The sequence below is a fragment of the Streptomyces sp. NPDC026515 genome (genome assembly GCF_055567595.1).
This window is the reverse complement of the sequence record NZ_JBVHQD010000013.1, coordinates 201,750-213,829: the sequence shown is the minus strand read 5'-3', so window position 1 is coordinate 213,829 and position 12,080 is coordinate 201,750. Positions and strand designations below refer to the sequence as shown.

Genomic DNA, 12,080 nt, shown 5'->3' with positions numbered 1-12,080 from the left:
CCGGGGCGGCCGCGTCGTTCCGCGTATGACGGACGACCTGGTGGCTGCCCTGGGCCCCCTGCTCACCGCCGAGGCCGCGGCCGAGGCGTATGCCTGCGGAAGCGACCCGGGCGACCTGGAACAGACCGTCTGGCTCCGCCTCCTGGAGCACCTGGAGACCCACGGGCCGCCCCGGGCACCCGAGGACTGGCTGCGCAGAGCCGTCCGCGCCGAGTCCCGCCGCACCCGCCGTGCGACCCGCCGCGAACGTCCCTACGGCACCGAACCGGCCGACCGGGCCACCCCCACGCCCGAGTTGCTCGCCCTCGCCAACGCCCGTCACCGCGCCCTGCGCGAGGCGGTCGCCCGCCTCCCCGGCCGCTGCCCCAGTCTGTTGCAGGCGCTGCTCTCCCCGAAAGACCTGACATACCGGGAGATCGCGGGGGAGTTGGGTATCTCACAGGGCAGTCTGGGGCCGGAACGTTCCAGATGTCTTGGTTGTCTGCGCCGATTGTTGACGCCGGAGGTTGCGCCCCGCGAAGCGCGGGGATAGGAGTGAGGACGACAGGCGATCAGGTGAGCGGGAGGCGTGCGCACATGGGCATGAGCGTGACCATCTCGGTGGCGACCGAGCAGGATGCAGAGCAGATCTTCAGGCTCCAGTACCTGTGCTTCCAGAGCGAGGCGGCGCTGTACGGCAACTACCGCATCGACCCGCTCGTCCAGAGTCTCGAGTCGGTCCGTCAGGAGGTCGTGTCCGACTGCGTCTTCGTCGCCCGGCTCGGCGAGGAGGTCGTCGGCTCGGTCCGCGGCTCGGTCACCGAGGACGGCGCCGCCGCCATCGGCAAGCTCTGCGTCCACCCCCGCCTCCAGGGCCACGGCATCGGCGCGCGGCTGCTGCGCGCGGCCGAGGGCGCGCTGCAGGAGGAGCGCGGCGCCAAGAGGTTCCGCCTTTTCACGGGTCACCGCAGCGAGAACAACCTCCGCCTGTACCGCAGGGTCGGCTACGAAACGGTAGGCACGTCGAAGGGCGCGGACGGCGTCCCGATGATCGTCCTGGAGAAGCCGGCCGGCACGTACGCGACGACGGCTTGATCGCCGGCCTGAGGGGCACGGGGAACTGCGCTACAAGCCGCGAGTCACCGGTGGTCGCGCACGCTCCCCAGCTCACGCCCCCTTGGCGTTCCTCCGCAACCAGTACAACGCGGAGACCGGCAACAGCACCGGAATGAACACGTACCCCATCCCGTAGTCCGACCACACGGTCGCGTCCGGGAACGCGGACGAGTCGACCAGGGTCCACGTACCCACGACCAACACCCCCGCGAGTTCGGCGGCGCAGCACACCTGCGCCGCCCTGCGCGCGGTCTCGCCGCCCCGCACCAGCGTGTACGTGATGAACGCGTACACCAGACCCGCGACCGCCGACAGCGCGTACGCGAGCGGCGCCCGGTCGAACTCGGTCGCGATCTGGTAAGCGGACCGCGACACCGCCCCGACGACCATCACGCCGTAGAACCAGACGAGAAGCGTGCCCGGCCCACTGGTGAGCCGCCTCGGCTTCTCCTCCACGGACGTCATCTCACCCTCCCCAGATGTCATAGAGCCGCACCTCCAGCACGGCCAGCACCACACCGCCCGCGGCGACCGTCACGGAGCCCCACCGGGTCCGCTCGGCCAGCGACATGAACCCCGCCGCCGGGACGCACGCGAAGGCGCCCAGCAGATACGCCACGAAGATCGTCGTACCCTGGGCCGGCTTGTCGCCCCCGGCCAGCAGGACGATCCCGGCCACCAGCTGGATCACCGCCAGCACCGACACCACGGCCATGCCGATGAAGTGCCAGTCCTTGGTCGGCTGGTCCCGGTACGCGGCCCAGCCGCACCAGGCGGCGAGCAGCAGTGCGGCGACCGCGGTCACCAGCAACAGGGCATTGAGCATGCGGTGACCCTATTACGGCGTAAACGGGCCCACGCCGTCGCCCCTGCCCTACGCCGTAGGGTCTGGACCATGACGATCCACGCACAAGCCCTGCTTTTCGACAACGACGGCACCCTGGTCTCCTCCCTCGAGTCCGTGGAGCGCTGCTGGACCCGCTGGGCGGCGGAGTACGGCGTCACCGAGGAGTACGCCCGAGTCGAACTGCACGGCAGGACCGCCGTGGCCATCGTCGCCGACCTGCTCCCCGCCCACCTCGTCCCGGAGGCCGTCGCCCGGATCGAGCAGCTGGAGGTGGAGGACGTCCCGGACGGCGGGGTCCGGCTGCTGCCCGGCACCACCGCCTTCCTCGACTCCCTGCCCGCCGACCGCTGGGCCGTCGTCACCTCCGCCACCCGCCGGCTCGCCGAGGCCCGTCTGGAGGCGGTCGGGATACGGCCCAAGACGCTGATAGCCGCCGACGACGTCACCCGCGGCAAGCCCGACCCGGAGCCCTACCTGCTCGCCGCCCGCCGGCTGGGCGTCGACCCGGCCCGCTGCGTGGTCTTCGAGGACGCCCCGGCCGGGCTCCAGGCGGGCCGGGCAGCCGGAATGGCGACCGTGGCGTTGGCCACAACCCACCCGGCGCACGAGCTGGAGGCGGACCTCGTGGTGCGCGACCTCTCGGCCCTGTCGGCACTGGTCACCGACCACGTCGTCGAGATCTCCGCGCGCCGCTGACGCGCGTCCGCCGCTGTCCAGGATGCGGACAGCGGCGGCTTGTCAGGACCATCGGTCTGGTTTACTGATCGCATGACCACGACGAGCGACCGCACCCCTGCGACCGAGGCGACCATGACGCCCGGTGCTCGTTGTATGTGTCGAATGTGCGCCTTCTAGAGGGCCCCCGCACCACCCCAGAGCCTCGCGCCCCGAAGCGAGCCGCCGCCGTGGCCTGTCCGTACGCCCTGCGCCGTATGTGACCCGGCTGCCCCGCGCACATTTTCCCTCCCGTACCAGGGCACACCCACGCCCGCGTACTCAACAGTGATGGAATCCCAGTGATCACCACAACGGGCCTGACCAAGGTCTACCGCACCCGCGGCCGCGAGGTCACCGCCCTCGACGGCGTCGATCTGCACGTCCGCGAGGGCGAGGTGTTCGGCGTGATCGGCCAGTCCGGCGCCGGCAAGTCCTCACTCATCCGCTGCGTCAACCTCCTGGAGCGCCCCACCGCCGGCACCGTCACCGTCGACGGCCGGGACCTCACCGCCCTCGCCGGACGCGGCCCGCGGGCCGGCCGGGAGCTGCGGCAGGCGCGCAGCCGTATCGGCATGGTCTTCCAGCACTTCAACCTGCTCTCCTCCCGGACCGTCCAGGACAACGTCGAGCTGCCGCTCGAAATCCTCGGCACGTCGGGGAAGGAACGTTCCCGCAAGGCGCTGGAGCTGCTCGACCTGGTCGGCCTCGCCGACAAGGCGAAGTCCTACCCCGCCCAGCTCTCCGGCGGCCAGAAGCAGCGCGTCGGCATCGCCCGGGCCCTCGCCGGCGATCCCAAGGTGCTGCTCTCCGACGAGGCCACCAGCGCCCTCGACCCGGAGACCACCCGCTCCATCCTGCAGCTGCTGCGCGACCTGAACCGGCAGCTGGGCCTGACCGTCCTCCTCATCACGCACGAGATGGACGTGGTGAAGTCGATCTGCGACTCGGCCGCCCTCATGGACAAGGGACGCGTCGTGGAGTCCGGGACCGTCAGCGAGCTGCTCGGCACCCCCGGTTCCGAGCTGGCCGCCGCGCTGTTCCCGGTCGGCGGGGAGGCCTCCGGCGACGACCGCACCGTCCTCGACGTCACCTTCCACGGCGAGGCCGCCACCCAGCCGGTCATCTCCCAGCTCTCCCGTACCTACAACATCGACATATCGATCCTCGGTGCCGCCGTCGACACCGTCGGTGGCCTCCAGATCGGCCGGATGCGCATCGAACTGCCCGGCCGCTACGAGGACAACGTGGTGCCGATCGGCTTCCTGCGCGAACAGGGCCTGCAGATCGACGTGGTGGGCCAGGAGCCCGTGCTGGTGAAGGAAGGTGCCAAGTGACCTGGACGGACTGGTCTGCGATGCAGCCGCTGCTGTCCCAGGCGTGTGGGGACACGTTCTACATGGTCGGCTGGTCCACGCTGATCGCCGTCGTCGGCGGTCTCCCGCTCGGCGTCCTGCTGGTCCTCACCGACCGCGGCGGGCTGCTCCAGAACGTGCTGGCCAACAAGGTCATCGGGCAGGTCGTGAACATCGCCCGCTCGATGCCGTTCATCATCCTCATGGTCGCGCTGATGAACTTCACGCGCTCCGTCACCGGGACGACCATCGGCCGTGAGGCCGCCATCGTGCCGCTCGCCATCGGGGCGATCCCCTTCTTCGCGCGGCTGGTCGAGACGGCTGTCCGCGAAGTGGACGGCGGACTCGTCGAGGCCGTGCAGGCGATGGGCGGCAACACCTGGACCGTCGTACGCAAGGTCCTGGTGCCCGAGTCGTTGCCCTCGCTGATCTCCTCCACGACCACCACGATCGTCGCGCTCATCGGCTACTCGGCCATGGCCGGCACGGTCGGCGCCGGCGGTCTCGGCGACATCGCGATCCGCTACGGCTACCAGCGCTTCGAGACCCAGCTGATGTGGATCACGGTGGCGATCCTCGCCGTCGTCATCTCGCTCATCCAGTTCGCCGGCGACTACACGGCCCGCTCCCTGCACCGCCGCGGCGGGCAGTCCGGGCCGGCGCCGAGACTGCGGCTGCTGAAGGCCGCCGCGGTCGACGGCGAGGCCGCCTGAGCGCCTTCGGCGTCCCGCCAGATTTCCCCGCACCACCCACGCGGGGTCGCTCCACCCTTAAGGAAAGGCACTTTTCGTGCGTAACACCGCCAAACTCACCACCGCCGTCCTCGCCGCCGGAGCCCTCACCTTCGGGCTCACCGCCTGCGGCTCGGACAAGGACTCCGCCTCCGGCTCCGCCGACTACAGCGGACCGCTCGTCGTCGCCGCGAGCCCGACCCCGCACGCCGAGATCCTGAACTACGTCAAGGACAACCTGGCGAAGAAGGCCGGACTCGACCTGGAGGTCAAGGAGTTCCAGGACTACATCGTCCCGAACACGGCGACCGAGGACGGCTCGGTGGACGCCAACTACTTCCAGAACCAGCCGTATCTCGACGACTTCAACAAGAAGCGCGGCACCCACATCGTGCCCGTCGTCACGGTGCACCTGGAGCCGCTCGGCCTCTACTCCCACAAGGTCAAGAGCGCCGACGCGCTGAAGAGCGGAGCGACCGTCGCCGTCCCGAACGACGCGGTGAACGAGGCGCGTGCCCTCAAGCTGCTGGCCGCCAACGGGCTCATCACCCTCAAGGGCGGCGCCGGCAGCGAGGCGACCCCGCAGGACATCGCCAAGAACCCGAAGAACCTCCAGTTCAAGGAGGTCGAGGCGGCCCAGACCGCACGCTCCCTGGACGACGTGGACGCCGCGGTGATCAACGGCAACTACGCCATCTCGGCCGGTATCAAGCCCGCCAAGGACGCCCTCGTCCTGGAGTCCGCGAAGAACAGCCCCTACGGCAACTTCCTCGCCGTCAAGGAGGGCAACGAGAAGGACCCGCGGGTGAAGAAGCTCGCCAGGCTCCTCACCTCGCCGGAGGTCAAGAAGTTCATCGAGGACAAGTACCAGGGCTCGGTCATCCCGTCCTTCTGACCGTCTTCCCGACGGACGGTGTACGTCTGTCCGACGGCACGTATACGGCGTAACGCCACGCACGGGGTCCACTCGCTCACCGCGGGAGGACCCCGTCGTGCCGTTCAGTGGTTTCATGCTGCATGCTGGGCAGTTCGCACGCCCTGCAGGATTTCCGAAGGTTACGGAGTGGCGCATGACTAGCACCTTCCCCAACATCTCCATCAGCACGGAGCGGTTGGTGCTGCGTCCCCTCGACGAGGACGACGTGCCCGCCCTGGCCGAGATGATGAGCGACGAGCAGGTCGCGGCCTGGACCGACGTGCCCCAGCCGTTCACCGAGGACGACGCCCGGCACTGGATCAGCGACTACGCCCCCGCCGAACGCACCGACGGCCGGGGCCTGGACCTCGCGGTCACCGAGTTCCTCACCCAGCGCCTGGTCGGCGTCATCCAGCTCACCAAGACCAACTGGCACATCCGGTCGACCGAGTTGTCGTACATCATCGCGCCCTGGGCCCGCGGTGAGGGCTACGCCTCCGAAGCCTCGCTCGCCACCGCCCACTGGCTCTTCGGCGACCAGAAGCTCGAACGCATCGAGATCCGCACCGCCGCGGACAACACCGCCTCCCAGCAGGTGGCCCAGAAGATCGGCGGTATCAGCGAGGGCGTGCTGCGCAACGCCTGCATAGTCCACGTGCGCGCCGACGACGGCACGTGGTCGGACGTGCGCACCGACTTCATCGTGTGGAGCCTGCTCCCGGAGGACCTGGAAGGCGCCGGCGAGGAGTTCGCCGAGAGCGGTGGCTTCACCTCCTGGAACTGACGCGGGCGGGACTCCTCCCGTCATGCGCCGGACAGCTCCACCAGGTACCCTCACGGAGCCCGCGCACGGGCCCCGGACCCTGACGACCTGCGACATCCCTGGAGACTGACGACGATGGCCGACCGGGTCACGGTGATCGGCTGGGACGGCTCGCCGCTGACCGCCGCGGGACGCGGCGCGCTGGGCGCCGCCACACTCGTCGCGGGCGCGGCGCACCATCTGGCTCTCCCCGAGGTGCCACCGGCCGCCGAGCGCGTCCGCCTCGGCAGCGTCGCCCTCGCCGCCCGCCGTATCGCCGGCCACCGCGGCACCGCGGTGGTGCTCGCCGACGGCGACCCCGGCTTCTTCGGTGTCGTACGGACCCTGCGCGCGCCCGAGTTCGGTCTGGAGGTCGAGGTCGTCCCCGCGGTGTCCTCCGTGGCCGCCGCCTTCGCGCGTGCCGGGATGCCCTGGGACGACGCCCAGGTGGTCGTCGCACACCGGCGCACCCTGCGACGCGCGGTGAACGTGTGCCGTGCCCATACCAAGGTCGCCGTCCTCACCTCGCCCGGCGCCGGACCGGCCGAACTGGGTCTGCTGATGGAGGGTGTCCACCGCACCTTCGTCATCTGCGAGGAGCTCGGCACCGACCGCGAGCAGGTCAGCGTCGTCACCTCCGACAAGGCCGCCGACCACACCTGGCGCGACCCCAACGTCGTCATCGTCATCGGCGGGCCGTCCGCACCGGTGCCGGCGGGCGAGGGCGGCGGCTGGATCGCCGGCCGGGACCCGTCGGCCGGCCCGCGCGGCTGGGTGCAGCCCGACGCGGAGTACGGCGAGGGAGCCGCGCTCGGCGAAGGCGAAACGGATCTGCTGAGGGCCGCCCAACTCGCCCGGCTTGGCCCGCGGGTAGGGGACCTCGTCTGGGACATCGGCTGCGGCAGCGGCGCGTTCGCCACCGAGGCGGCGCGTGCCGGGGCCGCCGTCATCGCCGTCGACCGGGACCTGGCGGCCTGCGTCCGCAGCGACGCGGCCGGCCGCAAGTTCGGGGTCCAGCTCCAGATCGTGCACGGCGGCGCGCCCCACGTGCTGGAGAACCTGCCCGAGCCCGACGTCGTCCGGGTCGGCGGCGGGGGAGCGGCCGTGGTCACCGCGGTCGCCGACCGGCGCCCGCAGCGCATCGTCACCCACGCCGCCACCCGTGACGCGGCCGAACTCATCGGGCGTGACCTGACCGAGCACGGATATCAGGTCGAATGCGCCCTGCTGCAGTCCGTCGAACTCGACACCAGGGCCTGGACGGAGACCGAGCGGAACGTCGCGTTCCTGCTCAGCGGGACATTGCCGCAGCGCGAAGCGTCTCGTTGAGAGGCGGTGGCCGGGCGAGGGGCGGGCCTGTCCGAGCGCGCCCCGTGATCCTGTTGTCGTACAGCGCGCGGTAGGCTGGCCGATCGCTGCACCGCACCGGTGGCCCGGACATTCGTTCGTCAATATCCGGAAAACGCGCTCCTTTTGGGGCGGGTGTGGTACTGCAGAAACCGGGGACGCGCAACGTGGCGCAGTCCACAGCGGGCTGTCGCGGATCACGCTGCCGTGACGGTCGAACGGCCGGGACAATGGCACTGAATGGCTTTGTCGCCTTTTCCGGCGGGTCGTTCGTGCCGCTGGGCACGCACGCTCGTTCTTCACTGCGGGACGGTCGGTGCGCCGCCCCGAGCGAGCTGGTCGTAGAAGGCACTAACCGATGGGCGAGGGGTACGCATGACGGACACCGGCCAGGTCCCGGGCGAGGGACTGCCGGAGAGCGCAGGCATGGTGGAACAGCCGGGCGTTCCCGAGCACGGCGCGTACACCTACCTCTCCGAGTCGCCCGCCGAGGACGAGGACCTGCTGCTCCCGGGCGCCCAGGGTGCCTGGGGCAACGAGGTGCCGCCACCGGCCCCGGAACCGGTCGTCGAGACCGTCCACGAGCCCGGCCCGCACGAGACGGACGGCCGGGACAGCGGCTCGGTCGACCTCACCGCCGTCCGGCTGCCCAGCTCGGTACCGGCGTCCCCGATCCTCTCCGTCCCGCACGACCCGACCGCGACCCCGGCCCCCCGCCGCCCGCTGCACCTCGGTCCGCCGATCCCCGACACCTCCGCCAGCCCGGTCCGCTCCCTCGCCGACCGCGGCCCGGCCGGCGCGCCGGCGACCCGGCAGCCCGGCCTGCCGACGGCCGGGCCCGAGTACCTGGACGCCCAGCCGCAGGGCGAGGCCACGCCGCAGCCCGCCGCGCCCTGGGGCGCACCGCAGACGGTCCCGCAGACGGCGGTCCCGCAGGCGGCGCCGGTGGCACAGGTGGCCGCACAGGCGCAGGCTGCCGAAACGGTTGTTCCGGCACCGGAGGCAGTGGCCTCCATGGCCGCCGCCGTCGCCGCTCCCGCGGCCTTCGCGCACGAGCACCTGGCGGCGGACGCCGCGGGCTTCACCGCACAGCAGCAGGCACCGGCGGGCCCCGGGACGTGGCCCGAGAACGCGTACGGCCCGCAGGGCGTGGCCCAGCCGGTCGACGGGAGCGTTCCGGCGCCCGTGGCCGAGCCGGTGGATCCGTGGGCCGCCGGGGCTGGGGCTCCGGGCGGTGCCCAGGGACCGGCTCCGGAGGCCGCGCCGGTGATCGCGGAGGCCCCGCAGGTCCCGCAGGCCGTGCACGCTCCACGGGCTCCGGAGATCCTGGAGGATTCCCAGACGCAGGACACCGCGCCCGCGCCCGGTGCGGCTGTCGACCCGGTGACGGGGCCCGGGTCCGGGCCCGTCGCCCAGGCCCCGGGCCAGCTCGTGGACGCGGTACCACCGGAACCGGACGCCGCGGCCGAGCCGGCGCAGCCCGCGGTGGTCCAGCACGTGCCGCCGGTCGCGCCGGAGCCGCAGGTCCCGGAGCCTGTCGTGCCCGAGCAGGCCGTGGAGCCTGTCGGGCCCGAGCACGCCGTGGAGACCGTCGGGCCCGAGCACGCCGTGGAGACCGTCGCCTCCGAGTCCGTCCCGATGCCGGAGGCGGTCGGGTCCCACCCGGTCGCCGCCCCGGAAGCCGTCCCGGCCGAGGCCGGTCAGCCGGTGGTCACCCCCCCGGCCGCGCCGGCGCAGCCGGAGGAGGCCGCCGCCGAGGCGCCCGCCGCCGCGGCCCCGGCCGCGGTGACCGAGGCACCTCGGCCGCCGGAGCCGTTCGCCGCCCCCGGGACGGAGCGGCCCGCGCCGGACGCCGTGACGACCGAGGCCACCGGCGGGTTTCCCGAGGCGGCCGTCGTAGCGCAGGCGGAGACCCCCGCCGCCCCCGAGCCGACCGAACCGCTGCCCGCCCAGCCGCTCGCCGGCCCCCAGATCCAGGGCACCCCGCCGAGCCCCGCGGCCCAGCCGGAGGAGACCCCGGCGGCCCAGGAGGCACTGGCCGGGGACGTTTCGCCGGAGCCCGCGCCGGACCAGTCCTTCGGTGAGTTCGTCGCCGTCGAGGGCCAGGTGCCGACCACACCGCACCTCGCCCCGACCCCGCCGCACCCGCTGGTCCTGCCCGCCCAGGACCAGGGCGAGAGCGTGCCGGAGCCCACGGCCACCGTCCCCGCGCCCCGCGAGGCCGAGCCCGGTCCGGTGGCGGAGCACCCGCTCGATGTCGTACAGCACGCGGAGGACCTGGAGACCAGGGCCGCCGACCAGGAAGAGAGCACGGCCGCCGTGGCAGAAGCACCCCAGTCCACCGGCCCGGCCGCGCCCGCCTACGACGACGCCGAGCGCGAGGCCGTGCTCAAGGTCATGCGCGAACGCCGTGACATCCGCAACGGCTTCCGCAGCGACCCCATCCCGCACGAGGTGCTGCTGCGCGTCCTGGAGGCGGCCCACACCGCGCCCTCCGTCGGCCACTCCCAGCCCTGGGACTTCGTGGTGATCCGGTCGGCCGACACCCGCCGTTCGATGCACGAACTGGCCATGCGCCAGCGCGACGCGTACGCCAAGTCCCTGCCCAAGGGCCGCGCGAAGCAGTTCAAGGAACTGAAGATCGAGGCCATCCTCGACACCCCGGTCAACATCGTGGTCACCGCGGATCCGACCCGCGGCGGCCGGCACACCCTCGGCCGGCACACCCAGCCGCAGATGGCGCCGTACTCCGCGGCCCTCGCCGTCGAGAACCTCTGGCTCGCCGCCCGCGCCGAGGGCCTCGGCGTCGGCTGGGTCAGCTTCTTCGACGAGCGCGAGATGGTCCGCGCGCTGGGCCTGCCCGAGCACCTCGAGGTCATCGCCTACCTGTGCGTGGGGTACGTCGACGAGTTCCCGGACGAGCCGGAGCTGATGCAGGCCGGCTGGTCCAAGCGGCGCCCGCTGTCCTGGGTGGTCCACGAGGAGACCTACGGCCGTCGTGCCCTGCCCGGCGAGGACCCGCACGACCTGCTCGCCGAGACCGTCGCCGGGATCCGCCCGCTGGACGCCAAGGCGCTCGGCGAGGCCTGGGAGCGGCAGAAGCGGATGACCAAGCCGGCCGGAGCGCTCGGCATGCTGGAGATCATCTCCGCCCAGCTGTCCGGTCTGTCCCGGCAGTGCCCGCCGCCGATCCCGGAGCCCGCGGCCGTCGCGATCTTCGCTGGCGACCACGGGGTGCACGCCCAGGGCGTCACCCCCTGGCCGCAGGAGGTCACCGCCCAGATGGTGGCCAACTTCCTCGGTGGCGGAGCGGTCTGCAACGCGTTCGCCTCCCAGGTGGGCGCCGAGGTGTGCGTGGTGGACGTGGGCGTCGCCTCCGAACTCCCCGCGACGCCCGGCCTGCTGCCCCGCAAGGTCCGTGCGGGCACGTCCGACATGACCACCGGCGCGGCCATGACCCGCGAGGAGGCCAAGCAGGCCATCGAGGTGGGCATCGAGACCGCCCGCGATCTGGTGGCGGCCGGCAACAAGGCCCTGCTCACGGGTGAGATGGGTATCGCCAACACCACGGCGTCCGCCGCGCTGATCTCCGTCTACACCGGGGCCGACCCCGCCGAGGTCACCGGCCGCGGCACCGGCATCAACGACGAGACCCTCGCCCGCAAGACCGAGGTCGTCCGCCGCGCCCTGGACCTCCACCAGCCGGACCCGGCCGACCCCATCGGCGTCCTCGCGGCGATCGGCGGCTTCGAACACGCGGCGATGGTGGGCCTGTTGCTGGGCGGCGCGTCCCTGCGTACTCCGGTGATCCTGGACGGCGTCAGCGCCGGCGCCGCCGCCCTGGTGGCCCGGGCGATCGCCCCCGAGGTCCTGGCCGCGTGCATCGCCGGCCACCGCAGCGCGGAGCCGGGCCATGTCGCCGCCCTCAACAAGCTGGGCCTGCGCCCCCTGGTCGACCTGGACCTGCGCCTCGGCGAGGGCACCGGCGCGCTGCTGGCACTGCCGCTGGTGCAGAGCACCGCGAGGGCCATGCACGAGGTGGCCACGTTCGACTCGGCGGGCGTGACCGAGAAGTAGGGGCCGCCGGGCACCGCGGTTCCGGGGCCCGGCCACGGGGCCGGTGGCCGCGGGACGGCCATGCCGGTTCCCTGGTGGCTGAGCGGTGGTGGGGGGGGGAGGGGGCGGAGGGGGGGGGTTAGCCAACCCAACCCCACCCAACACCTCTCCCCCCCCGCGCCTCCCATCCCCAACCACCCGCCGCCTCCGCTCCCCT

At 72.5% G+C, this 12,080-nt stretch carries 11 protein-coding genes; 9 read left to right on the top strand and 2 right to left on the bottom strand.

What is annotated here, in order from left to right; all coding sequences use genetic code 11:
• The first annotated feature begins 25 nt into the window (after positions 1-25).
• Together ACZ4O3_RS27250 and ACZ4O3_RS27245 are read left to right on the top strand one after the other, a co-directional pair.
• The gene (locus ACZ4O3_RS27250) at positions 26-532 is read left to right on the top strand and encodes a sigma-70 family RNA polymerase sigma factor (RefSeq protein WP_467724694.1); all 507 of its coding nucleotides are present in this window, start codon (positions 26-28) and stop codon (positions 530-532) included.
• A gap of 44 nt (positions 533-576) precedes the next feature.
• Positions 577-1,074: a GNAT family N-acetyltransferase gene (locus ACZ4O3_RS27245; RefSeq protein ID WP_362714350.1), complete on the top strand. Its 498-nt coding sequence runs from the start codon at positions 577-579 to the stop codon at positions 1,072-1,074.
• 72 nt (positions 1,075-1,146) lie between these two features.
• Here the strand turns inward: ACZ4O3_RS27245 and ACZ4O3_RS27240 are convergent, their stop codons facing one another.
• Positions 1,147-1,560: a hypothetical protein gene (locus ACZ4O3_RS27240; RefSeq protein WP_362714322.1), complete on the bottom strand. Its 414-nt coding sequence runs from the start codon at positions 1,558-1,560 to the stop codon at positions 1,147-1,149.
• A gap of 1 nt (position 1,561) precedes the next feature.
• On the bottom strand, positions 1,562-1,921 hold the full coding sequence (locus ACZ4O3_RS27235) for a hypothetical protein (RefSeq protein WP_362714324.1): 360 nt from the start codon (positions 1,919-1,921) through the stop codon (positions 1,562-1,564).
• Positions 1,922-1,990: 69 nt separating this feature from the next.
• Between ACZ4O3_RS27235 and ACZ4O3_RS27230 the strand changes: the two genes are divergently transcribed.
• The 7 genes from ACZ4O3_RS27230 to cobT all read left to right on the top strand — a co-directional run bounded on the left by ACZ4O3_RS27230 (position 1,991) and on the right by cobT (position 11,884).
• On the top strand, positions 1,991-2,638 hold the full coding sequence (locus ACZ4O3_RS27230) for an HAD family hydrolase (RefSeq protein ID WP_467724692.1): 648 nt from the start codon (positions 1,991-1,993) through the stop codon (positions 2,636-2,638).
• Between the two features lie 320 nt (positions 2,639-2,958).
• Positions 2,959-3,993 carry a methionine ABC transporter ATP-binding protein gene (locus ACZ4O3_RS27225; protein ID WP_467724691.1) on the top strand — a complete coding sequence of 345 codons (1,035 nt, stop codon included), beginning with the start codon at positions 2,959-2,961 and terminating at the stop codon, positions 3,991-3,993.
• Positions 3,994-4,013: 20 nt separating this feature from the next.
• On the top strand, positions 4,014-4,724 hold the full coding sequence (locus ACZ4O3_RS27220; RefSeq protein WP_362727494.1) for a methionine ABC transporter permease: 711 nt from the start codon (positions 4,014-4,016) through the stop codon (positions 4,722-4,724).
• A 76-nt stretch (positions 4,725-4,800) separates the two neighbouring features.
• On the top strand, positions 4,801-5,637 hold the full coding sequence (locus ACZ4O3_RS27215) for a MetQ/NlpA family ABC transporter substrate-binding protein (protein WP_467724690.1): 837 nt from the start codon (positions 4,801-4,803) through the stop codon (positions 5,635-5,637).
• 175 nt (positions 5,638-5,812) lie between these two features.
• Positions 5,813-6,442 carry a GNAT family N-acetyltransferase gene (locus tag ACZ4O3_RS27210; RefSeq protein WP_467724688.1) on the top strand — a complete coding sequence of 210 codons (630 nt, stop codon included), beginning with the start codon at positions 5,813-5,815 and terminating at the stop codon, positions 6,440-6,442.
• A gap of 114 nt (positions 6,443-6,556) precedes the next feature.
• The gene (cbiE, locus tag ACZ4O3_RS27205) at positions 6,557-7,789 is read left to right on the top strand and encodes a precorrin-6y C5,15-methyltransferase (decarboxylating) subunit CbiE (RefSeq protein WP_467724687.1); all 1,233 of its coding nucleotides are present in this window, start codon (positions 6,557-6,559) and stop codon (positions 7,787-7,789) included.
• Positions 7,790-8,182: 393 nt separating this feature from the next.
• A complete protein-coding gene (cobT, locus tag ACZ4O3_RS27200) occupies positions 8,183-11,884 on the top strand; it encodes a nicotinate-nucleotide--dimethylbenzimidazole phosphoribosyltransferase (RefSeq protein WP_467724685.1) in 3,702 nt (1,233 codons plus the stop codon).
• The last annotated feature ends 196 nt before the right edge of the window (positions 11,885-12,080 follow it).

Coding starts and splice junctions, on each gene's coding strand:
- ACZ4O3_RS27220 (WP_362727494.1), top strand. CDS start 4,014: ATGCAGCCGCTGCTGTCCCAGGCGTGTGGGGACACGTTCTACATGGTC.
- ACZ4O3_RS27245 (WP_362714350.1), top strand. CDS start 577: ATGGGCATGAGCGTGACCATCTCGGTGGCGACCGAGCAGGATGCAGAG.
- ACZ4O3_RS27235 (WP_362714324.1), bottom strand. CDS start 1,921: ATGCTCAATGCCCTGTTGCTGGTGACCGCGGTCGCCGCACTGCTGCTC.
- cbiE (WP_467724687.1), top strand. CDS start 6,557: ATGGCCGACCGGGTCACGGTGATCGGCTGGGACGGCTCGCCGCTGACC.
- ACZ4O3_RS27240 (WP_362714322.1), bottom strand. CDS start 1,560: ATGACGTCCGTGGAGGAGAAGCCGAGGCGGCTCACCAGTGGGCCGGGC.
- cobT (WP_467724685.1), top strand. CDS start 8,183: ATGACGGACACCGGCCAGGTCCCGGGCGAGGGACTGCCGGAGAGCGCA.
- ACZ4O3_RS27210 (WP_467724688.1), top strand. CDS start 5,813: ATGACTAGCACCTTCCCCAACATCTCCATCAGCACGGAGCGGTTGGTG.
- ACZ4O3_RS27230 (WP_467724692.1), top strand. CDS start 1,991: ATGACGATCCACGCACAAGCCCTGCTTTTCGACAACGACGGCACCCTG.
- ACZ4O3_RS27250 (WP_467724694.1), top strand. CDS start 26: ATGACGGACGACCTGGTGGCTGCCCTGGGCCCCCTGCTCACCGCCGAG.